We start from the raw sequence: 22,987 nt of genomic DNA on the forward strand, positions 1-22,987 counted from the left end.
TAAAGGAAAGGGGAGAATAAATGAGTATAACTTTAATTTCAATATTATCATTAGGTTTTGTTCTCGGTATCAAGCATGCAATTGAGCCGGATCATGTTATTGCTGTGTCTACAATTGCAAGTAAAAGTAAGAAGCTTTGGCAATCTACACTAGCAGGTGTTTTTTGGGGAATTGGACATACGTTAACACTGTTCATCGTTGGTATTATTTTAATCATAATGAAGGATGAGATCTCAGCTAAGATTTCGATGTCTCTTGAATTTTTAGTAGGAATTATGCTCGTTTATTTAGGAATTATGAACATTATTAGTTTTCGTGAGAAAAAACAGCATGCACATTCACATGTAAGCTCTTTAGAAAACAAATATCCCTACTTAAAATCTACTGCAATTGGTTTAGTTCACGGACTAGCTGGTAGTGCTGCAATGGTATTACTTACAATGACGACTGTGCAGACGGCTTGGGAAGCTGCTATTTATATTATGGTTTTTGGAGCAGGTACCATTTTAGGAATGCTCTGTTTCACAACTGTACTCGGTATCCCATTTGTTTTTAGCTCCCGAAAATACAGCGTAAACAGAATACTGGTAGTAACAGCAGGCGGGATTAGTTTTGCTTTCGGTATTTACTATATGTATAATCTTGGCGTTACAGAGGGATTGTTCTCTCTTTGGATTTAATAGAATCAATACAAGACTAATAAAGGGAGACTTTATGACCCTTATTATTAGTCTTTTTTAAAATGAAGATATCTTCGAATGTTGTATCCTTACATGTATAGTTGCATACATTTCGTATTTCCATCACCATCCAAGGACTAATCAAAGGAGGTTATGACACTTTTTCATTAGTCTTTTTTACATTCCACCTGTATGTAAATACTTCTTTTGGAGAAGATATAATGGATTACTTTAGAAGGAGTGAATAGTATTGTTGCAACTAGAAACAGATTTAGCAGGAAAGCAAGCGTATTTTGGACAAGTGCGAAGTAGTATTCAAGGTTTGGGATATAGTATTGGAGGAAACTGGGACTATCATAAAGGAAGCTTCGATAATGTTTTATGGCGCGAAGCAGGTGAGACAATCTATTTAAGGCTTCCATTTGAGGTATTAGAAGGAGACTTGGATCATCAAGAAGCATTTATAAGATTTCAAACACCTTATGTTATCAAGCATGTAGTGAATGTTGGCTTAGATAATGATGAAAATGCATTATTAACTTCTACTGGGTTCAATCAGTTCCAAGAACCTCTCGACAAAGACGGTAAAATTGAGGATAAAAATAGATGGGTGCATGCTGGAGAACAGGCTGTAGAAAAAATTGTACGTCTAGTCCACTAAAGAAAGTAAAATCATTTCGCAATTTTGCGAAGTGATTTTTTTGTATTAAAAGGCTGTCTACTTACATTCCTTCTCCTATTTCTTTATAATAGAAGCAAATAGATAAGTTTTTGAAAGGATAGCGACCGATGATATACGAGCAAATAATTAATTCGGAGCAAGAAACAGAGAAACTTGCGTACCAGATTGCTGACAAGCTAGAACCCAGTGACGTGCTCACTTTAGAGGGAGATCTAGGAGCGGGCAAAACAACCTTTACGAAAAGTATTGCTAAAGGGTTAGGGATTACACGAAATGTGAATAGTCCAACGTTTACGATATTGAAGCAATATGAAGGTCGTGTTCCTCTAAACCATCTAGATGTATATCGTTTGGCAGATAGCGATGAGGATTTAGGATGGGACGAGTTGTTTTACGGAGATGCGGTGAGCATAATCGAATGGGCTCATTTGATAAAAGAAGACTTGCCAACGGAGCGTTTAGCGATACAAATCCTCCGTTTGGAAGACGATAAGCGAAAATTTACATTTACTCCGTTTGGACAAAGATATGAACGATTATGTGAGGAGCTTTTTGAATGATTTGGTTAGGAATAGATACATCCCATACACCACTTGCGGTAGCTGTTGTGAAAGATGACCAAGTACTTGCTTCGTACCAGTCATCTCTTAAAATTACCCATTCAATTGGGGCGATGCCTGCAATTGAAGAGTTATTAAAAAAAGCAGATATAAAGCCAGGCGAAATTGATGCGATTGCAGTTGCGATAGGACCGGGTTCCTATACGGGTGTTCGAATCGGTGTAACGATAGGAAAAACACTTGCTTGGACATTGAATATACCTATTGTTTCAGTGTCGAGTTTGCAAGTGTTAGCTAGTAATGCACCGTATTTCCCTGGAGTTGTTTGTGCCATTATGGATGCTAGACGCGGTAATGTATTTGCCGGAATTTACACGAACGGGGAAGTTGTGAAAGAAGCACATATGTCACTTGTGGAATTGTTAGAGACAGTGGATGAAATGGGACAGCCGGTTTTATTTGTTGGAATGGATGTAAGTATTCATTGGGAGCAAATTAAAGAAGTACTTGGAGATAAAGTTGAGCGTGCAAATGCGGCATTCTCTTTACCAAGTGCTGCTGTATTAATCGAACTTGCCAAAAAACTGAAACCAACAGAAGTACATACGACGGTACCTGAGTACCTTCGCATCACAGAGGCGGAAGCAAACTGGATGAAAGAGCAGAAAACTAATGATAACTAATGAAACAATTACGTATCGAAAAATGACATTGGACGATATCGACCGAATTTTGGTAATAGAAGAAGAAGCATTTCCTGTGCCTTGGACAAGAGAAGCATTTGAACATGAAATGACGACGAATTTGTATTCGCACTATATTGTAGCCGAGACGGAAGCGAAAGAAATAGTTGGCTACTGCGGAATGTGGATTGTCATGGATGAAAGTCATATTACAAATGTGGCCGTTTTGGAACGTATGCGCGGATTGAAAATTGGGGAAGGGTTAATGCGCGAAGCAATTCGTGTAGTGCTCGAACAAGACGTCGTACTTATGACGTTAGAAGTACGCGTGACAAATGATATCGCAAAAAACTTGTACTATAAACTGGGTTTTCAAGACGGTGGTATTCGAAAAAAATATTATACAGATACACAGGAGGATGCTCTTGTCATGTGGGTGGAATTTAAATGATAAAAAACCAATATATATTAGGAATAGAAACAAGTTGTGATGAAACAGCGGCTTCCATCGTGAAAAACGGTCATGAAATTATTTCAAATGTAGTAGCTTCCCAAATCGAAAGTCATAAACGATTCGGCGGGGTAGTACCAGAAATTGCTTCAAGACATCATGTCGAGCAAATTACGATGGTCATTGAAGAAGCACTGAAGCAAGCAAATATGTCACCAAAAGATTTGGATGCAGTAGCAGTAACGGAAGGACCAGGGTTAGTAGGTGCACTTTTAATAGGTATAAACGCAGCTAAAGCCTTTGCATTTGCAAATAGTCTTCCACTTGTCGGTGTCCATCATATTGCTGGTCACATTTATGCAAACGCACTTGTACAGCCAATGGAATTTCCGCTTTTGGCATTAGTTGTGTCAGGCGGACATACAGAATTAGTATTGATGAAAGAAGATGGCCAGTTCGAACTAATAGGTGAAACAAGGGATGATGCCGCTGGTGAAGCGTATGATAAAGTAGCCCGAGTATTAAACTTGCCGTATCCAGGTGGTCCGCATATCGATCGACTCGCAAATGATAGCGACAGTGCAGTGTCTTTTCCAAGAGCTTGGCTAGAAGAAGGATCTTATGACTTTAGCTTTAGTGGCTTGAAATCCGCCGTGATTAATTATCAACATAATGCAGAGCAACGCGGGGAAGAGATCAATCCTAACCATTTGGCAGCAGGCTTCCAAGAAAGTGTTATTGAAGTGTTGACGGCAAAAACGTTAAGAGCAGCCCGAGAATTTAATGTGAAACAAGTAATCGCTGCAGGTGGAGTTGCTGCGAATAAAGGACTTCGCAAATCGCTGGAAGATACATTTGAAAAAGAAAACATTCCTTTCTACGTGCCTCCAATCTCGTTATGCACGGATAATGCAGCCATGATTGCAGCAGCAGGAGATTCTAAGTTTTCTGCTGGAAAAACAAGTGATATGTCGATGAATGGTCGACCAGGTATGGAATTAAATAGTTGGAAATAAACGAAATCCTCTTTTCTTCGACAAGAAAAGGGGATTTTTTAACAGGTATTATTCGACTTGTCAATAGGGAACATTCGTACTTATGCACAGTTTGGGGATAAGTTGTGTATAAGTTTAGTGTTTTCTATATATTGTGTATTGTTTACAAACAATTATGTGGGCAAGTTAGTTTGAAATCTGTGGATAATGTGGATAAGTCTGTTGATATGTTGCTATTACTAGTTTTTTATTGTTAATAAGATTGTGGAAAGATTAATCGTGAAAAAAAGTACTTGACCAACATATATGGTCAAAATTCGACAAAGAGTTAATGTTCTTTTTGCTAATCGGAGGGCTCACTACAAATATCGGATAGTCCCATTCAATTTTTCATTTCTAAATAAAAAAGCAGTGCAAACCATTCACTTGGTTTACACTGCTAATTTCATGTATTTATTTCTTCTAATTGTTCTTGTAACTCTAGCCATTCATTCGATAGGTCATCTTGTTTCTCTTTCCAGCCATCTAATTCCACTTGCAATTGTTGTACTGCTTCATGGTCTTGGAATATAGCTGGATCGCAAAGCTTTTCTTCAATAGAAGCAATCTCTAAATCCACCGTTGGAATTTGTGCTTCTAGCTCTTCCAGCTGTCGACGTAATTGACGTTCTTTCTTCTTGGCTTCTTTATCAATAGTAGAAGTGTTCGCCTTCACGACAACTGTTTTCTGTACAACAGCATTTTCTTGTGCAAGCTCTTCTAGTTCTTCTTTCTTTTCCAGGTAATAATCATAATCACCTAAGTAAAGTGTTGCTTGATCACTTGCTAACTCAATCACTTTTGTAGCAATCCGGTTAATAAAGTATCGGTCATGCGATACAAAAATAATCGTTCCTGGAAAATCGAGTAATGCATTTTCAAGTACTTCTTTACTATCTAAATCTAAATGGTTTGTCGGCTCATCGAGTACAAGTGTATTCGCTTTTAATAGCATTAATTTAGCTAGTGCAAGTCTGGCTTTCTCTCCACCAGATAAGGTAGCAATTGTTTTTTGTACATCATCGCCGCTAAAAAGGAAGCGTCCCAATACTGTGCGGACATCTTTTTCATTCATTAGAGGCCATTCATCCCATAGTTCTTGCAATGCGGTTTTATTGCCAGTAAGTGCGGCTTGTTCTTGGTCGTAATAACCGAATTGGACGTTTGTTCCATACTGGATTTTCCCAGACGGACTTTCCAGTTGCTTCATCAGTGTTTTCAGTAGCGTGGATTTTCCGACACCATTTGGTCCAACAAGTGCAATTCGATCCTGTTTATAAACGGAAAAAGAGATATTCGAAGAGACGATTTTGTTTGGATACCCAACGGAAACCTCCTCCAGTCGTAATACGTCATTTCCACTCGGGCGATCGATTGTAAATCCAAAAGTTGCGGATTTTTCGTCGCTATCAGGAGCATCCATCCAGTCCGTTTTTTCAAGGACCTTACGCCTAGATTGTGCCATTTTCGTTGTAGAAGCACGTGCAAGATTTTTGCTCACAAAATCTTCTAGTTTTGCTTTTTCTTCCTGTTGTTTCTCGAATTTCTTTTTATCGAGCTCATAATTTTTCGCTTTTTCATCTAAATAAGAACTATAATTCCCAACATATCTAGTCACGTTATGGCGAGAAACTTCGTAAACAAAATTAACTACTTGATCTAAAAAGTATCGGTCATGAGAAACGATTAAAATAGCACCATTATAGTTTTTTAAATAATTTTCTAAGAAGCTTAACGTTTGAATGTCTAAGTGGTTTGTCGGCTCATCTAGGATAAGTAGGTCTGGTTTGCTTAATAGCATTTTTGCTAGTGCCAGTCTCGTTTTTTGCCCACCGGATAATGCTTGCACAGGCTTATCATAGTCTTCTGGGAAGAACTGCATTCCATGTAGTATTGAGCGGATGTCCGATTCGAATCGGTAACCCCCAGCTTCATTGAAAGCGAGCTGCAACTCATCATACGCTGCAGTTACGCGGGCATACGCCTCTGAATTCTCATAAACGGATGGGTCAGCCATTTGTGCTTCTAATGAACGAAGCTCTTTTTCAGACTCGATTAGGTGGCTGAAAATAGATTTCATTTCATCCCATATAGAGAGCTTCGATTCGAGTCCGGCATGTTGCTCTAAATAGCCTAAGCGAACAGTTTTTGGCATAATGATATCGCCGGAATCATACGACATTTCCCCAGCAATTATTTTAAGTAAAGTAGACTTACCAGCACCGTTTCGTCCGACGAGTGCGACACGATCTCGGTCTTGCACTTCTAGCTTTACGTTAGTTAATATATCTTCTCCATTAAAGGATTTTGTTACTTGATTGACTTGTAAAACAATCACGATTATTCGCACCTCAATTCTCTCCTTAGTGTAATAGATAGGGCCGAACGTTGCAACGCCCTAGCTTTACAAGGAAGGAAATGTCTAGTAATATAATAACGATTTGTACCAATGAAATAGGAGGGTTTTCATGAAACCTGAACTTCCAAGAATTCCTCAAGCAACAACGAAAAGACTTCCGTTATATTATAGATTTCTACAAAGCTTTCATAATTCAGGTCATAAACGAGTTTCTTCCCAAGAACTAAGCGAAGCGATGAAAATAGATTCCGCAACGATCCGAAGAGATTTCTCGCATTTCGGCGCACTAGGTAAAAAAGGTTACGGCTACGATGTTCCGACGCTCCTAGAATTTTTCCGAAAAACACTCGACCAAGATGAAGCAGCGCATGTAGCATTAATTGGTGTCGGTAGTTTAGGAACTGCATTCCTTAAGTATAATTTTCAGAAAAATCACAATACGAAAATTGTCGTTGCGTTTGACACAAAAGCGCCTGTAGAAGGAACGATGAAAAGTGACATTCCCGTTTTTCATCCAAGTGTGATGGAAACAAAGCTTGCGGAGTATGGGATTGAATTAGTAATTTGTACGGTTCCAAGCCGCTCTGCACAGGAGGTTGCGGATCGATTAACGAAAACCAAAATAAAAGGGATTTTGAACTTTACACCAGTGAGATTAGCTGTCCCAGATACAATTCGTGTACATACGATTGACTTGTCTGTAGAGGTACAGACTCTAATTTATTTGATACGAAACGAACATACTGAAGAATGAAAGAAAAGGCCTTCCAGTGATGGAAGGCTTTTTGTATGGGGAAGTGGAACGAACTCAAGATATCCTGTGAGCAATAGAAAGGGGTATCCGAGCAAAGAGTTGGCGTATCCAAGCAATCACGTCTAATCAAAAATAAACAGCTCAGATACATTATCTGAGCTGTTTATTTTATGGCATTTGCGAATAGGTTTCTAGAAATTTTTTAATATCTTCCCCGTAAAATTGGACGACTACCACAAACCCATTTAACAACATATGGGAAATAATCGATGCTATGATACGTTTTGTTTTGTAATAAATAAACGCGAATATAAACCCAGACACGGCATATAGTAGGATGTGCACGAACTCGAAGTGTATAACCGCAAAAGCAATTGCACTAACCATCGCAGCTACAAAAAAGTTTGTTTTAGGCAATAAAGAACCGAAAATGATACGGCGGAAAATAAACTCTTCTAATATAGGCGCAAAAATTACAATAGCGAAAATCGCAAACGGGACACTATGCGCTATTTCTATAAATTGCTCCGTATTAGCAGAACCTGGTTCTATTCCAAGTGCAAGCTCCAAATTTGCCGCAAATATTTGTCCAAAAAAAACAAGGAAAAAGCCAATTATGCCCCACCCAATTGCTGCACCTATAGAAGCTTGCTGTCCTTTTAATGGGCGTAGGAATGAATTATCTTTGCGAATAATGAGTAGTGTAAGGAGGGTGGCAATTCCCATGCTGATGAATACCCACCAGCCGAAAGTGGTAAACACTGGATCTTTCACATCCATTGTTTTGATTAATTTATGAAGGAGGGGTATAAAAACTGCTCCTGAAAGTTGCATAACACAGTAGATGATTAAAATGTATAATGCGGTTTTTTGTTGTTTCATTTGAAATGATTCCTCTCTATATTACAATCTTCTTTCATTGTAAAGGAACTGAGAGATAAAGTGAAACTTCATTCAAGTAGGGGGTTTCCCTACCTCCCCCTACTTGAATGTTAAATTGAACTCAGGCAAATAACACCGCGTCTAGTGGAAGGCAATCTAAGTTCACCGCATCATGCGGCAACGATTGCATGACCCACGTCCTGTGGGCCTTAATGCCTGAGTGACCAACATCCTGTTGGCCCGAGGCTCACAGGATGTGAGTCACATAGATGATGCCACACGACGTGGCGTTATTCATCTATGTTCTACATCGGGCCTTTATGGGCAGTTTATCCCCCATTTATCTTTCATTGATTTCCTCGAAACCTTGAAGTGGGGGTATTAACTTCCCGTTAAGGCAGGATAAAAGAAAAAGTTAGCCTTCTTACTTGCAAAATGTTCTGTTATTAATTATTATTATAAGTGTGTTAGCACTCAAAGAGTAAGAGTGCTAATAATATAAAATTCGACAATTTTAGGGAGGTTGTTTCACTTGTTAAGACCATTAGGTGATCGTATCGTAATCGAATTAATCGAAGTAGAAGAGAAAACAGCATTTGGCATCGTACTTCCAGACTCTGCTAAAGAGAAACCACAGGAAGGGAAAGTTGTTGCTGTGAGTTCTGGACGAGTACTTGATAACGGCACTCGTGTAGAATTGGACGTAAAAGAAGGAGACCGCATTATCTTCTCTAAATATGCAGGTACAGAAGTAAAATATGAAGGCACTGAATATTTAATATTACGCGAAAGCGATGTTCTAGCAGTAATTGGCTAATATAGAAAAGCGCAAGCGCCTATGTCGGAGGAATACAGTCTAAGTTCGCGACATCGTGGTGCTCCTGCACAAAGCTCGTCGCAAAATAAAAAAACATTTCGCAACGACTGCATGACCTGCATCCTGCAGGCCTCCGACAGACAAGGCGCTGGAGTTGGATCAATACTGAGTAAAAAAGCTTATACTTTATTATCTAAAAAAAAATGAGACAATAATTAGGAGGTAACTAAATCATGGCAAAAGAAATTAAGTTCAGTGAAGACGCTCGTAGTGCAATGCTTCGTGGGGTTGATAAATTAGCAGACGCTGTAAAAGTAACGCTTGGACCAAAAGGACGTAACGTCGTTCTAGAAAAAAAATTCGGTTCACCACTTATTACAAATGATGGTGTGACAATTGCAAAAGATATCGAGCTAGATGATGCATTTGAAAACATGGGTGCAAAATTAGTTGCAGAAGTTGCATCGAAAACAAATGATATCGCTGGTGACGGTACAACGACTGCTACTGTTTTAGCTCAATCTATGATTCGTGAAGGATTGAAAAACGTAACAGCTGGAGCAAACCCGGTTGGAATCCGTAAAGGGATCGACCTTGCTGTTGCAGCAGCGGTAACAGAGCTAAAAACAATTTCTAAACCAATCGAAGGCAAAGAGTCTATCGCACAAGTTGCGGCAATCTCTTCTGGAGATTCTGAAGTTGGCGAATTGATCGCGGAAGCTATGGAACGCGTTGGAAACGACGGAGTTATTACAATCGAAGAATCTAAAGGATTCACGACTGAGCTTGACGTTGTAGAAGGTATGCAATTCGACCGTGGATACGCATCTCCTTATATGGTGACAGATTCAGATAAAATGGAAGCAATTTTGGACAATCCATATATTTTAATCACAGATAAAAAAATCTCTAGCATTCAAGAAATCCTTCCAGTGCTTGAGCAAGTTGTACAACAAGGTAAACCACTTTTACTAATCGCTGAAGACGTAGAAGGGGAAGCATTAGCTACTCTAGTTGTTAACAAATTACGTGGAACATTCAATGCTGTAGCGGTTAAAGCTCCAGGATTCGGAGATCGTCGTAAAGCAATGCTAGAAGATATTGCGATCCTAACTGGTGCGGAAGTAATTACAGAAGATTTAGGACTAGATTTAAAATCTACGGACATTACACAACTTGGACGAGCTTCAAAAGTGGTTGTTACAAAAGACAACACAACAGTTGTTGAAGGTAATGGGGAATCAGATCGTATTGCTAGCCGTGTAGGTCAAATCCGTGCGCAATTAGAAGAAACAACTTCTGAATTCGACAAAGAAAAACTACAAGAGCGCCTAGCTAAACTTGCTGGTGGTGTTGCAGTAGTGAAAGTCGGAGCAGCAACAGAAACAGAACTAAAAGAACGCAAACTTCGCATTGAAGATGCTCTAAACGCAACTCGCGCAGCTGTGGAAGAAGGTATCGTTTCTGGTGGTGGTACTGCACTAGTTAACGTATACAACAAAGTAGCTGAAGTTGCAGCAGCACAAGAAGGCGACGTAGCAACTGGTCTGAAAATTGTACTTCGTGCACTTGAAGAGCCAGTTCGTCAAATCGCAAACAACGCTGGTTTAGAAGGTTCAATCGTAGTGGATCGTCTAAAACGCGAAGAAGTCGGTATTGGTTTCAACGCAGCTAACGGTACATGGGTAAACATGATTGACGCTGGTATCGTAGACCCAACAAAAGTAACTCGTTCAGCACTTCAAAATGCTGCATCTGTAGCTGCTTTATTCTTAACGACAGAAGCAGTAGTAGCAGACATTCCAGAACCAGCAGGCGGCGGAATGGGCATGCCTGATATGGGCGGCATGGGCGGCATGATGTAAGAGGGGTTTATAAATCTTGATATATCAACGTTTTCTACGTTATATTGAGGTTTTTGTCCTTGGTTCTCAAAACTAGACAAAATAAAAAGTAGATAAATTATAAGAGAAGGTCTTTCATCAGTTCACTGAACTGTTGGGAGGCCTTTTCTTCCATATTGGCAATCATATGGGCGTAAATATTCATTGTTGTATTTATATCTGAGTGACCTAAACGCTGCTGTATCTCTTTAATCCCAACTCCTGCTTCAATTAATAAAGAGGTATGAGTGTGCCTAAAAGAGTGTGGAGTAATGTTTTTCTCAATCCCGCCCTTTTTGAGTAGCCGTTTAAGCCTGGTTTCAATAGCTTTTCTTAGTTGCAGATGGCCATCTTCTCGAGCAAAAATAAACCCTGAGTCTTGATACTAGTCTATTTTTTAACTTGATTTCATTTTGATAAATTCTGTGCTTTTTAATTAGACCGACAATCATTTCATCAATTCGGATGATTGCTCTCAATAAGGTAGAAAGTATAGATGAAGTAACCAAACATAATTGGTATTACAATGTGTATGTTAATGGTTAGAGAGTACAGGGGATAGGCAACTAAAGGTATTTTTATTTTTCTATTCAATTTATTACGAATCAGTGAGGGGGAGCATTTCTAGTTGCGAATTATAGAGTAGCTATATAGGTGGTGATTTGTGGAACAACTCGAAAACGTTCCATGCAAAGACCTCAAATATGGGTCTTAGTCTAAGCCTTTGCATTAATTAAACATAGGCTATACTATATCCTGTTATAGGAGGAAAAAAGTCCAATGCAGCATCATCCTCCTCCTCCTCATTATATTAGACCCTCACACTCAATGTATCCCGTTAGTAGGCCCATTTTTAGATCCCGTTATGGAGCAGGTTATGGAGACGGTTATGCAGACCGAATATTTCCCGGCTACGGAAACCAAATGTATCCCAGTTTTCCTAGATAAATAGGAATAGGAGGATCCTGTGACTGTTCATGCCGTTTAAGGATCCTTTTTTAAGTTTCTGTTTTGAACGAGGGAGGTGGGAGGACTTTCATTATATATATCAATTAATTTGGCTCTACATGAACCTGGATAAACAAATAATCTATCTCAATTTCTTTTAGATCTTGGAAGAATTCTATTTTTTTCATATTTGTCTCCTTGTGATTAAGGTTCTTTAACAATTAGTCCTTCTTCAACTAACCTCCCTTAACGATCCGTTAAGCATAAAAATTGCATCTTACCAAAGAAAATGAAAGATGATTAAGTTCTTTCATGGGAGTTCAATAACTTCAACAAAAATGGTGTTAATCCTTTTGGATCAACACCACTTATAGATATTAAGTGAAAATCTCACAAATTCTTCTGTGCATTAAAAAAATCCAATCCATACATGGATTGTTTTAAAATCATGCCGATGACTATCACCCTATTCCGCAGCCATTGCATCTGCTTTGGTAGGATGAATAGTACCAAATGGGTGGTTGGGAGGAGCATATATCGAATAAAGTTTAAGTGGAATATTACCTGTATTTGTTACATTATGCCATGTCCCAGCAGGTATCATTATTGCAGAATCATCGTAGACATCTCTTTTAAAGTTTAAATTATCTTTACTATTACCCATTTGAACAATCCCCTGGCCTTGTTCAATACGTAAGAATTGATCAACTTCAGGATGTTTTTCCAAACCGATATCTTCTCCAACATTGAGACTCATTAAAGTAACTTGTAAATGTGCCCCTGTCCATAAAGCAGTACGATAAGTATTGTTTTGCTTACTTGCTTCATTGATATTAACTACAAATGGTTTTGGTCCATAATCTGTTAACAATATTCTACTATCACTACTGGAAGAGCGATAAGAACCAAATCTGTTTACATGTTCTAACTCATTAGGATATGTCCAATATACCGATTGTCTTCCATAGTTATTCATTGGTACATTAGCATAATAAGGGTAATGATACATATAAGGATCATAATACATTTTTCTCAATCCCTTCACAGTTTATAAAATCATCCTATGCAACTTGTTAAAGGAATGTACTTAGACTTAAGCTTTCTGAAATCACAACTATTTGTATAATGTTCTTTAACCTCCAGCTGGGGCAGCAGGGGTAGCTGCTGGCTGCCGTTTGCCCAATTCCTGATCAACCAATAGAATGGCAGACGGATTATTTTGAGCTATAGTGAGTCTGGAAATAATTGTTTGTGTTTGTGCTTCTTCATTAATCTGTTCTATTAAAAAATCTTGTATAATGACGGTTGCCTGTGGATCCGCTTGGTTTACATAATTGAACGCTTGACGATATGAGTTCGTTACAAACTTTTCATGCTCAAGCACCTTTTGAAAAAGTTCCAATGGTGAGCCAAAATCACTAGGTAAGGTAGGAACACTTGTTAATTGTACCGTGGCATCTTTATCGATCATATAATCAATTAATTTTAACATGTGTGTCCGCTCTTCCTCTGATTGCAAACGAAGCCATGTAGCCATCCCTGTATAATTCTGCCTCCCCATTTGAGCTGACATCGCCAAGTAAAGTGCAGATGAGTAATTTTCAACTTGAATCAAATTATTAATTAACTCTTGAAGCTCTTCGTTCAACTTTTCCACCCCTTTTTATCTTTCATAAGTAACGTATGCTTTTTTTCTTAAAATGCCACCGATCAAACCTTTATTAATATTTCTACACTTATACTTTTTAAGTACATCACTTATTCAGCTATCCCGCGTCTTTTGAACAAGAAAAGAGCTTTATTATCAGCTCTATATTTCACTAAAGCACCCCGTTAGAACAAGGATATCTATCCTTGTTTAATACCTTTTCTACTTGCACTAAACTGCACCGTTAGTTTAATTGGAACATTTCACACTTGTTCCCCAATCCTCAAGTATTTGTCCTCGGCTCTGTCCTCGTAAAATTTTATAACTATTTAATTAAAAGTAAATTTTAGAAAACGTTGATATCGTAGGGTTTCTTAGCCCTATTTTCTTCTATTAACTATCTGGATTGGGTGGCATGATGTAATAAGAAGCTTCAACCCTTGATATATATGGGTTGTATGTAAGTTGAAAGTAAAATACTAACATAGAGGATAATCTAGAGGCTTCTCATTAGTTGTAAAAACTTTTGGGAAGCTTCTTTATTCATTTCTTTTGTAACGTGGAGATAGACATGCTTGGTGATTTGAACATCGGAATGGCCAAGTCTATCCATGATTTGTTCCTGTTCCAGTGCTACACCAACCTCTGCAAGAAGCGATGTGTGTGTATGTCGTAAAGAGTGTGGGGTTAATTCGAGATTTAAGTTTGCAAGAGCAAGCAGTCTTGCCATTTTCAATTGTGCCGTTTTGATTACGATAGGATATCCGGGTCGCCACTCTGTTTTGGCAAAGATAAAATCTTGATTATTATAAGCATCACCTAACTGTCGAATGATTTTTTCTTGATTCTCTTTGTGAAGTATTAAAGCTTTTATCACATCTTCATCCACATAGAGATAAAAAACGACAACATATAGCTAATATTGCTAAATAATAGATAATGAATAAAGCAATGCTTAAGACACCCTATTCACCTAGCTAAAAGGCATTTTTCACTAAATTAATGCATACAATAGGAAAACTATGAGAATTGTAAAAAATATGTTGGGGTGATAGGAATGCTCAAGCAAGAATTAACCAACCGGATGAAGCAATTGCAAGAGAGGTTAATTGCGAACCAATATGACGCTTATATTATTACTACCGAAGAAGACATCTGGTATTACACAAACATTACATACAAACCAGAGGAACGCCCCTTTTTTATCATCGTTGTCCCCGATCAAACACCTAAATTACTTGTACCAAAGCTTGAAGAATCCCACGTACATAAAAGTATTATCGGTTATGATATTGTTTCTTATTGGGAGTTTCCATCTTCAGAGGGCAGCAATTGGTATGATAAATTAAACCAATTGATCCAAGGTTATTCAAGAGTAGGAATTGAGAGTAACGTGCGTGCAGACGTATATCATCTCATGCAAGCAAAGGAACTAGTTTTAGCGCAGTTAGTCGAAGCACAACGTAAAGTGAAAAGCGTCTATGAACTTGAAAGAATTCGCATGAGTGCTAAAGTGTGCGATGAAGCAATGGAGGATATTTTTAATACGATTTATCACGGTGCAAGTGTGTTAGAACCATTTACCTTGTCAAAAAAAGTACAAACCAACCTTATAAAATCAAAGCAATTTGACCCAATCACAACTTCATTGCTCACAGCAGTTTGGAATGCACCGACAAGTGCGATGCCGCATAGTATTCCTGAGTTAGGTGATCGATTTGGGGATGGACCGAACGTCGCGATGGCCTATTATCGAATTAACGGATATTCAGCAGAGTGTGAACGGACGTTTTTTCTTGGACAACCTACCAAAGACGATATGGAAATGTTCCAACATATGCAAAATGCACGAAATCGGGCGTTGAGTATGGTGCGAGCTGGTGTAATGGCAGCAGATGTCGATGCAGAATCACGAGCTTACTTTGATCAACATGGGCTACTTAATCGTTTATTACATCGTACCGGGCATGGAGTCGGATTGCGAAATCACGAAGGACCGTATATTGCAGAAGGTAGCAACGAAATATTAGAGGAAAATATGGTGATTACGATTGAGCCGGGCATCTATATTGAGGGGGTAGGTGGATATCGACACTCCGATACCATCCGTGTAACCGAGGATGGCTATGAAGTGCTTACAACATTTCCTACTGATTTAGTAGATATGACGATCACCAAATCGAACATATTGGCAAAGCTAAAAGGGAAGTTTATACAGAAGTATTTGAAGCTTTGATGTTAAGTTTGGAATGAGGTTTAATGAAAAATATTTATCACGTTAGCGTATCATATCGCGGTGATGCTTACCACACCAAACCTGATAACTTCTATAATTGATTTTATTGAGTCAATGAGTGTTTATAATGAATAGTACTGTAGTACAGGTGAAACGGGTAATATGAAAATAAGAGGTGACCCTCATGGGTCACCTCTTATTTATGGTAGGGATGATTATTATAGATATGATATGCTCGATATATCATTAGTATGATCGACGTGTTGGTTATTGTATTATGGATAATAGAACGACTGCCCCAAAAAATATTTATAATATAAAAATTAAGGAGAATTACATGGCCTGGAGCAAATTGAAGCAAAATCTGGAGAGTTTTCTCTGTCCTGCATTATATGGAAGGGTTGAATACCTTGCAACCAGCTACCGTTATTTACCTGATAAAGCAGGACTTTGTTATATTGCGGTAGATAAAAAGAATGTACTCAATATGAGTGATAAAACTACTTTAATCAGATGGTATCAGACGGAGCTGGAAATTAAGAATGATTCAGATATCCAAATTCCTATCAACGATGAGGAAATTGAAGCGGTAAGAAAAGAAACCAAGGGGATAGTTCCAGAGGATCGTTTACAAGTAATAGCAAGGGGTAGAAAATTATCAGAATATTCAAAGGAGCTTTTGTCAGCGCAGTCATCATTAAGTAAATCAAATTTTATCGTTGTAGCTAATAAGTTTTTATCCACTTCTATAGAGGAAAGCATAGAGAGCAATGATATCCTATTGAATATTCTAGCTTTGGTGGACAGAAGGGTTGGAAAAAAACGAATTTTAAACATGGCTGAGAAGATGAAGTTAAAGCATCCAATTGTTCAGTATTTTTATGAACTACGGCTTAGTACGCTATGATAATAAATAACTCATCAACTCTAATTGCTAGCTCTGTAAACTCAATAACAATGTATAAATTTTCTTGGATTGAACACGAAGGAAATCTATAAGTAATGAAAGGTTTTCAGGATATTACAATGAACATTTTTACAAATGTTGATATAGCGCACTTTTGGGACACATCGTTAAAGATATTACACGCTTTCAACTTACGTGCAGAATGATGTAATAAGACGTTGCAACCCTTGATATGTATGGGTTTGTATGTAAAGGTGATAGTGGCATGCTAACATAGTGGATAATTTAGTGGCTTCCCATTAGTTGTGCAAACTCTTGGGAAGTTTCTTTTCATTTCTTTTGTAACGTGGAGATAGACATTCTTGGTGATTTGATCATCTGAATGACCAAGTCTATCCGTGATTTGTTCGAGTGCTAGCCGGCCTCTGCAAGAAGCGATGTATGTGTATGTCGTAAAGAGTTTTGGGTTAATTAGTAGATATAAATTTGCAAGAACAAGCAGTATTGCCATGCTCAGTTGTACTGTTTTGATTACGATAGGATACCCGGATGTCGCTCTGGTTTGGCAAAGATAAATCATATACTCTACACATGTTGAGTGCTGTTCGTTACTTGTGCGAAAAGATTGAATGAAGAAATATTGTAGTGAGGTAAAGCTAATTAAAAAAATGGAAAATGTATTATTTTATTTGCGGTGAACCGTATAGATAAGTAAATGAGGTTTTAAAAAAGCACCTTTTGCATTAGTAAATAGTGCTGCTGACAATTCATAAAGAATCTCTAACATATCAGCAATGCCATTTCTCAATATTGGTTACTTCAGGGAAAAACCATGGGGCAGGTCCCTTAGCTTAATAAGCCGAGAAACCTGTCCCCGTGGCCATTGCCAAGATGATGACTAGCCTCTGGAGCTAAAGTTTACTTCTTTTAAAAATATTTTTCTTAATAATTAAGTAGTTCTTAATCTCGAAATTTAAATAAAATAGATTTGCTCTAATTTCAAATTCTTCCCTTGTCTTCGGTAATTCTGTTTCACGTATGGACTCTTCGTACTCCTCTAATTGCTTTAATGCAATGGTTGTATCTCCTGAATCAACGTGTTGACTGATATTCAGAAAGATATTAGCAAGCATTCCTTTTTGTTTGACATCTAATTCTGAAGAAGAAACAATGCTTAGAATGGCTAGCATCCGTTTTAGGATTTCCAGTTGATCCTCTCGCATTTCGAGATAATAATAATCTTTATTTTCTTTTCTTAACAGATGATTTTCTACATCTTGTATAGCAATGTTTTTAGCCTGATTAAGGATATTTTCTACTTCGACTAATTCTTTTCCGTCCCAGTTTCGCTCACTATCCTTTAAAAGTGATGAGAATTCGTATAGAATAACGCTAAATTTATTTTCAATTTCTGTTTTATATTTTTCAATTTCATTCTTAAAGCTTGGCATAATGCTGTTTACGAGTAAGGCGATTCCTATACCGATGAAAATAATATAGAGTTCATTCAATAAGTTTTCTAGGCTTGCTTCCTTCACTGTATAAATATGTAAAATGATAACTATGCTTGTGACAAGACCGTCCTGAATACGCACTTTAACAAGGATTGGGACAAACAATAAGATAAATAGAGTTAAGACAATTGGATGATATCCTAATATTTCAAAACATATGGAACCAAGAATTAAGGATAAAAGAGATGCGAAAAACTTTTTCTGAATGGAATGTAATGTCTTTTTCTTTGTCTTCTCAATACACATAATAACGATTATGGCTGCAAATGATGCAAATTCCAAGTCGAGTAAACTCGCAATCCAAATTGCTAACCCTGCTCCTATTGCAGTCTTAATTGTCCGATATCCCATTCCAACCATAAGTACCACCCTATTGTTTTCTATATTTTCACTATAACCAGTAGTTATTAATTCTAACAGAAAATCATGGGGACGTGAAAGTCACGGGACAGGTTTCTTGGCTCAATAAGCCGAAGTACCTGTCTCCGTGGCCTTTTTTTGCGTATAAATTTTATTTATATAATTAGTGAGGAGAGGTCGTAAAAATGCTCCTCCATTTTATATTACCTTAGAAGTTGGTACGGTGAACCGTACCATAAGAAAATGAGTTCTTTTTCTTTCAACTAAATAAGTTTTAAAAAAGAAAAAGTTGACGTGGCTAAATGATATTGATATTTCCTTCGTCAGCTTTTCAGTTGTTAAAACGAATAAGACTCCATGACTCTCCTTTAATAAGAAAATGAAAGATATTATTTTGGATGATATTTCGGAAAATATAGATTATAAATTCTGTCCAAATTTAATGTTATATTAATAAAAAAGTGTGATATAAGATAGAGGAGCGGTTATGAAAAAGGAATGGATTCTACGCTGGTCTTTTTTTGTTTTTGGATTAATGGTGTTAGCATTTGGCATATCTTTAACCATTGAAGGAAAGCATTTAGGGATTGGACCATGGGATGTTTTTCATTATGGTCTATTCACTAAATTTGGCTTTACTATTGGAACTTGGTCGATAATAAGTGGATTTTTACTTTTGTTGATCAGTTCAAGTTTCAATAAGGAGTGGCCAAAAATAGGGGCTTTTCTGAATATGTTGTTATTAGGATTATTTATTGATCTTTTTAATTTGATCTTACCTAGCATAGATAGTTTAGCAGGAGCAACAATTGCCTTTATCATAGGTGTTGTTTTAATTGGGTACGGTATTGGATTATATGTATCTGCTGATTTTGGAGCAGGTCCTAGAGACAGCTTTATGTTTTTAATCATTGAAAGAACGGGTTGGAGTATTCCGTTGGTTAGAAATGGAATAGAAGTACTCATTTTTCTTCTTGGTTGGATGTTAGGGGGGCCTGTTGGAATTGGAACAGTGTTTATTGCGTTTGGATTAGGTCCAATTTTAGGATTTTCTATTCCTCAATGTAAGAAACTGATGGCATATTTCCTTGGTCAAAAGGATCGCCTGTTAACGCATATGTAGACAACTAAAAATAAATAAATACGATGTATAGGGATCCCTTCATGGGGTCCCTTTCATTTTCAAAAGGATTTGCTAGTCCCGAGTCTCGATATGAGAAACCTCATTTAAATATGCTATGGTGAACCGTACATAGTTATTAGTTTTTTAAAGCGTCAAAGTAAAAAAATAGTCCATTCTTCTCCCCAGGACGATTTCGTCCGAGGTCAACGAAATCGTCCTTATGGGTATTATCAAATTAAACATGTGTAGTTGGGAGCCATACACCAACCATCCCGTCTGCTCTCCCATTGGCTACACCAGTAAACATTGGCCCAACTTCACTTATTCTATTTGCTTTTTTATTGAGTTTTATTAAGTTAATTTAATCGAACTTTATTCCGAGACTACAAATATTACTGAATAATTACGATATATAATTAATGAAACAGACACCAAAAATAATGTGTCTGTTTTTTAAATTCAATGTACAATAGGGCAGGAATGGGAAGGGTTTGAGGGGAACGGGGAGAATACCAATACCCTTATTTTTGACAACTACAGGCAAGCTATCAATGATTAAATATAAACAGTTATTGAATAATTGTTATATTATTTTGATAATATTTACTTTCTAGTTTTATTTGTAAAGAAAAAATTGGACAATTTTATCAAATTATACGAGGTTGGGAAACACTTGAAATACCAGAGTGAACAAATATGAAAGCATAATTATTTTTTAGAATAGAGTTGTTTGGGCTATATATATTATTTCATATATTGCAAAATTCTACAAATACGTAATGGAAGCGTCATTTTTTTTAATCAGAGTAAAATAATACGGTAACAAAGATTTGGTATATTCAAGGCAGGCAGATGATGGTGCTGCCGGAAAATTTGAGTAATAATCTTACTCGGGCTGATATGAGGTGAAATGATAATAACGGAATTTATGAAAAATCCATCCTATCAGTAGAAAAAATACGAATTAGGAGAGATCAAGTAATGAATAAAAAACAAATGGATTCTAAGAAAGTAAATAAAAACTTGTCGAAGAAAGTAGCACCACTAGTGATGTCAACATCAATGATGGCTGCAACCTTTTTAGCAGCTGGTGCACCTATTTCTGCAGCAGAGCTTGATACAAAGGGCGTTAATCCGGAAATTATTAAACAAGTGAAAAATCATGGTCAGGAAGTTTCTGCATTAGCAAAAAGTCTACCAGGATCTCCTGAAAAAGGTAAACTAGTTAGCAAACTAGCCCAAGTTAATTCCGGAGCGACTAATGATGATCCAGATAATAATGTTAATATAGATGAAACAAATAATGATGTGCTACAAGAAGATAAAATAAGTGATGATACAGCAGCTGATGAAGAAGGAACAGCTGTAGAAACAGAAGCACCGACAGCTGAAGCAGGCCAAGTAGAAGAAGGTACAGAAGCAGTTGAAGAAGGAACAGCTGAAGAAACAGAAGCTCCAACAACTGAAGCTGGCCAAGTAGAAGCTGGTACAGAAGCAGTTGATGAAGACGAAGCAGCAGAAGAAACAGAAGCCCCAACAACTGAAGAAGGCCAAGCAGAAGCTGGTACAGAAGCAGTTGAAGAAGACGAAGCAGCAGAAGAAACAGAAGCCCCAACAACTGAAGCTGGCCAAGTAGAAGCTGGTACAGAAGCAGTTGAAGAAGACGAAGTAGCAGAAGAAACAGAAGCCCCAACAACTGAAGAAGGCCAAGCAGAAGCTGGTACAGAAGCAGTTGAAGAAGACGAAGCAGCAGAAGAAACAGAAGCCCCAACAACTGAAGCTGGCCAAGTAGAAGCTGGTACAGAAGCAGTTGAAAAAGACGAAGCAGCAGAAGAAACAGAAGCATCGACAGCTGAAGCTGGCCAAGTAGAAGAAGGTACAGAAGCAGTTGAAAAAGACGAAGCAGCAGAAGAAACAGAATCACCAACAGCTGAAGATGACCAAGCAGAAGAAGGTACAGAAGCAGTTGAGGAAGACGCAGCAGCTGAAGAAACAGAAGCCCCAACAACTGAAGAAGGCCAAGTAGAAGGTGTTACAGAAGCAGTTGAAAAAGACGTAGCAGCTGAAGAAACAGAAGTACCAACAGCTGAAGAAGGCCAAGTAGATGGTTCACACAATCAAGAAGATAACTCTAGTACATGGGTAGATGAAACTTATCAGTTTATCGGTAATGGCTATCAAAGTGTTATTGGATACTATCAAACCCTTATTGAACAAAAATTAGCGCAAACAAGTGATGAATCTGAAAACGTTGAAGCAATTGATGTAGTATCCGATATATCTGCTGATGCTGGTAAAACAGATACATCCCAAGACATCCCTGTTGATAACGCAAATACAGATCTAACAAATGATACTGACGTTAATCTAGAAATCCCAGTTGTTGAAGAAAATGAAGATCAACCTTCTGATGTAGAAACACCAGAGCAAGAAACCGTAGAATCAGTGGAAAATACAGTATCAGATCTTGAAGAACCAGTACAAACAGTAAATGAGGAAGTGATTTCGGCTACTGAAACAGAACAAACGAGTCAAAATGAGGTAGAAAAGGAATCCGACCAAATCTCTTTAAAGGATAAAATGGTTGGATACTATCAAGGCCTAGCAGCTTCATTCTCTAACCTCTTAAACTTCCTAAAATAAGAGGGACTCTCTAGCATAATCGATTGTAGTATAAGAGTTTAATGGCTTTGGACTGAATAAAAAGAGGAAGGGGAATGAAGAAGGAGAATATTCATTCCCCCCTTTTTGAGTATATTGTAAACAAGACTTCCGAAAAAAAATTTTCAGGTGCAAACATTTTGCTAACACAATCAAGTGGAAAATAGTAAATTCCCGCTAAAGATGTTACACCCTAGATTCAGCAAACCCTTGATATACCGAACTTTTCGCAAACATCGTTAAAGATATAACACACTCTCACCTTATGGACTGCATGATATAAAAATAACCAGAAACCCTTTGTAAATGAAAGGTTTCCAGTTCGTTTTGAACTGCTTGACCACTTTTTGACCACTTCGGTGTGTAAAAAAATGCATATGACTAATTTTAGAGAAGGTCTTTCATCAGTTTGCTAAACTGTTGGGAGGCCTTTTCTTCCATGTTTTTTGTCATGTGTGCATAAATGTTCATAGTGGTGTTTATATCGGTATGGCCTAATCGTTGTTGAATTTCTTTAACAGCTACTCCAGCTTCATTAAAAGTAAAGTATGCGTGTGTGTGTCTGAAACCATGAAGATTAAGGTGTTTTATGATGTCGGATTTCGGAAATAGGCGTTGCAACCTTGTTGTAATAAGTTTTATTACCATAGGAAATCCTTCCTTCCCGGCAAATCAAGCTGGCGTGAATAATTCAGGTTCATTTATACTATTAATCGAAGAAAACAATAGTTAGATATGGTACTATAGTCTATAATGAATTTACGGTATCAATTAAGTCAATTTTTGTGAAGATTCGTGTTAGGAG

General features: G+C 37.6%; 20 protein-coding genes and 1 pseudogene. 13 read left to right on the top strand and 8 right to left on the bottom strand.

Annotated elements, in window-relative coordinates:
- The first annotated feature begins 20 nt into the window (after positions 1–20).
- From BMZ04_RS16925 to tsaD, 6 genes are all read left to right on the top strand, one after another.
- The gene (locus BMZ04_RS16925; RefSeq protein ID WP_093274175.1) at positions 21–680 is read left to right on the top strand and encodes a HoxN/HupN/NixA family nickel/cobalt transporter; all 660 of its coding nucleotides are present in this window, start codon (positions 21–23) and stop codon (positions 678–680) included.
- 250 nt (positions 681–930) lie between these two features.
- Positions 931–1,341 (top strand): YugN family protein, encoded by a 411-nt coding sequence (locus BMZ04_RS16930; RefSeq protein ID WP_093274179.1) that lies wholly within the window; start codon positions 931–933, stop codon positions 1,339–1,341.
- A 128-nt stretch (positions 1,342–1,469) separates the two neighbouring features.
- Positions 1,470–1,922: a tRNA (adenosine(37)-N6)-threonylcarbamoyltransferase complex ATPase subunit type 1 TsaE gene (gene tsaE / locus BMZ04_RS16935; protein ID WP_093274184.1), complete on the top strand. Its 453-nt coding sequence runs from the start codon at positions 1,470–1,472 to the stop codon at positions 1,920–1,922.
- Positions 1,919–2,605, top strand: coding sequence for a tRNA (adenosine(37)-N6)-threonylcarbamoyltransferase complex dimerization subunit type 1 TsaB (gene tsaB / locus BMZ04_RS16940; protein WP_093274190.1), 687 nt, complete (start codon positions 1,919–1,921; stop codon positions 2,603–2,605). The genes tsaE and tsaB overlap by 4 nt, the downstream gene beginning before the upstream one ends.
- On the top strand, positions 2,595–3,056 hold the full coding sequence (gene rimI / locus BMZ04_RS16945; RefSeq protein ID WP_093274193.1) for a ribosomal protein S18-alanine N-acetyltransferase: 462 nt from the start codon (positions 2,595–2,597) through the stop codon (positions 3,054–3,056). Before tsaB ends, rimI begins: the two co-directional genes overlap by 11 nt.
- Positions 3,053–4,072, top strand: a complete 1,020-nt coding sequence (gene tsaD / locus BMZ04_RS16950) for a tRNA (adenosine(37)-N6)-threonylcarbamoyltransferase complex transferase subunit TsaD (protein ID WP_093274197.1) — start codon at positions 3,053–3,055, stop codon at positions 4,070–4,072. Before rimI ends, tsaD begins: the two co-directional genes overlap by 4 nt.
- A 424-nt stretch (positions 4,073–4,496) precedes the next feature.
- Here tsaD and BMZ04_RS16955 read toward each other — a convergent pair whose 3' ends face one another.
- Complete coding sequence (locus BMZ04_RS16955) at positions 4,497–6,428, bottom strand: ABC-F family ATP-binding cassette domain-containing protein (RefSeq protein WP_093274635.1); 1,932 nt, start codon at positions 6,426–6,428, stop codon at positions 4,497–4,499.
- A 130-nt stretch (positions 6,429–6,558) separates the two neighbouring features.
- On the opposite strand from BMZ04_RS16955, the gene BMZ04_RS16960 reads away from it, so the two are divergent.
- The gene (locus BMZ04_RS16960; RefSeq protein ID WP_093274202.1) at positions 6,559–7,203 is read left to right on the top strand and encodes a redox-sensing transcriptional repressor Rex; all 645 of its coding nucleotides are present in this window, start codon (positions 6,559–6,561) and stop codon (positions 7,201–7,203) included.
- 168 nt (positions 7,204–7,371) lie between these two features.
- Here BMZ04_RS16960 and BMZ04_RS16965 read toward each other — a convergent pair whose 3' ends face one another.
- Positions 7,372–8,085, bottom strand: a complete 714-nt coding sequence (locus BMZ04_RS16965) for a CPBP family intramembrane glutamic endopeptidase (RefSeq protein ID WP_093274207.1) — start codon at positions 8,083–8,085, stop codon at positions 7,372–7,374.
- 532 nt (positions 8,086–8,617) lie between these two features.
- Between BMZ04_RS16965 and groES the strand changes: the two genes are divergently transcribed.
- Together groES and groL are read left to right on the top strand one after the other, a co-directional pair.
- Positions 8,618–8,902 (top strand): co-chaperone GroES, encoded by a 285-nt coding sequence (groES, locus tag BMZ04_RS16970; protein WP_093274211.1) that lies wholly within the window; start codon positions 8,618–8,620, stop codon positions 8,900–8,902.
- A gap of 233 nt (positions 8,903–9,135) precedes the next feature.
- Positions 9,136–10,767, top strand: a complete 1,632-nt coding sequence (groL, locus tag BMZ04_RS16975) for a chaperonin GroEL (RefSeq protein WP_093274217.1) — start codon at positions 9,136–9,138, stop codon at positions 10,765–10,767.
- A gap of 97 nt (positions 10,768–10,864) precedes the next feature.
- On the opposite strand, the gene BMZ04_RS16980 is transcribed toward groL, so the two are convergent.
- The 4 genes from BMZ04_RS16980 to BMZ04_RS16995 form a co-directional block, all read right to left on the bottom strand.
- Positions 10,865–11,152: a tyrosine-type recombinase/integrase gene (locus BMZ04_RS16980; protein ID WP_369802689.1), complete on the bottom strand. Its 288-nt coding sequence runs from the start codon at positions 11,150–11,152 to the stop codon at positions 10,865–10,867.
- A gap of 1,047 nt (positions 11,153–12,199) precedes the next feature.
- Positions 12,200–12,760: a cupin domain-containing protein gene (locus BMZ04_RS16985; protein ID WP_093274224.1), complete on the bottom strand. Its 561-nt coding sequence runs from the start codon at positions 12,758–12,760 to the stop codon at positions 12,200–12,202.
- Positions 12,761–12,865: 105 nt separating this feature from the next.
- Positions 12,866–13,381: a ferritin gene (locus tag BMZ04_RS16990; RefSeq protein WP_093274229.1), complete on the bottom strand. Its 516-nt coding sequence runs from the start codon at positions 13,379–13,381 to the stop codon at positions 12,866–12,868.
- A gap of 496 nt (positions 13,382–13,877) precedes the next feature.
- Positions 13,878–14,270 (bottom strand): tyrosine-type recombinase/integrase, encoded by a 393-nt coding sequence (locus BMZ04_RS16995; protein WP_093274234.1) that lies wholly within the window; start codon positions 14,268–14,270, stop codon positions 13,878–13,880.
- A 168-nt stretch (positions 14,271–14,438) separates the two neighbouring features.
- Here BMZ04_RS16995 and BMZ04_RS17000 point away from each other — a divergent pair, with 168 nt between their 5' ends.
- Together BMZ04_RS17000 and BMZ04_RS17005 are read left to right on the top strand one after the other, a co-directional pair.
- Positions 14,439–15,617 carry a M24 family metallopeptidase gene (locus tag BMZ04_RS17000; protein ID WP_093274239.1) on the top strand — a complete coding sequence of 393 codons (1,179 nt, stop codon included), beginning with the start codon at positions 14,439–14,441 and terminating at the stop codon, positions 15,615–15,617.
- A gap of 337 nt (positions 15,618–15,954) precedes the next feature.
- The gene (locus BMZ04_RS17005; RefSeq protein WP_093274243.1) at positions 15,955–16,524 is read left to right on the top strand and encodes an SF0329 family protein; all 570 of its coding nucleotides are present in this window, start codon (positions 15,955–15,957) and stop codon (positions 16,522–16,524) included.
- Positions 16,525–17,435: 911 nt separating this feature from the next.
- Here the strand turns inward: BMZ04_RS17005 and BMZ04_RS17010 are convergent.
- Positions 17,436–18,398: an aromatic acid exporter family protein gene (locus tag BMZ04_RS17010; protein WP_093274247.1), complete on the bottom strand. Its 963-nt coding sequence runs from the start codon at positions 18,396–18,398 to the stop codon at positions 17,436–17,438.
- Positions 18,399–18,885: 487 nt separating this feature from the next.
- Between BMZ04_RS17010 and BMZ04_RS17015 the strand changes: the two genes are divergently transcribed.
- Together BMZ04_RS17015 and BMZ04_RS17020 are read left to right on the top strand one after the other, a co-directional pair.
- Positions 18,886–19,521, top strand: a complete 636-nt coding sequence (locus tag BMZ04_RS17015) for a YczE/YyaS/YitT family protein (RefSeq protein ID WP_093274251.1) — start codon at positions 18,886–18,888, stop codon at positions 19,519–19,521.
- A 981-nt stretch (positions 19,522–20,502) separates the two neighbouring features.
- A complete protein-coding gene (locus BMZ04_RS17020; protein WP_093274255.1) occupies positions 20,503–22,164 on the top strand; it encodes a hypothetical protein in 1,662 nt (553 codons plus the stop codon).
- 405 nt (positions 22,165–22,569) lie between these two features.
- Here the strand turns inward: BMZ04_RS17020 and BMZ04_RS17025 are convergent.
- Positions 22,570–22,842: pseudogene (locus BMZ04_RS17025) on the bottom strand (tyrosine-type recombinase/integrase); the annotation flags it as partial.
- Positions 22,843–22,987: the final 145 nt, after the last annotated feature.

Origin of the sequence: Psychrobacillus sp. OK032 (assembly GCF_900111345.1) — a bacterium.
Lineage (GTDB): Bacteria > Bacillota > Bacilli > Bacillales_A > Planococcaceae > Psychrobacillus.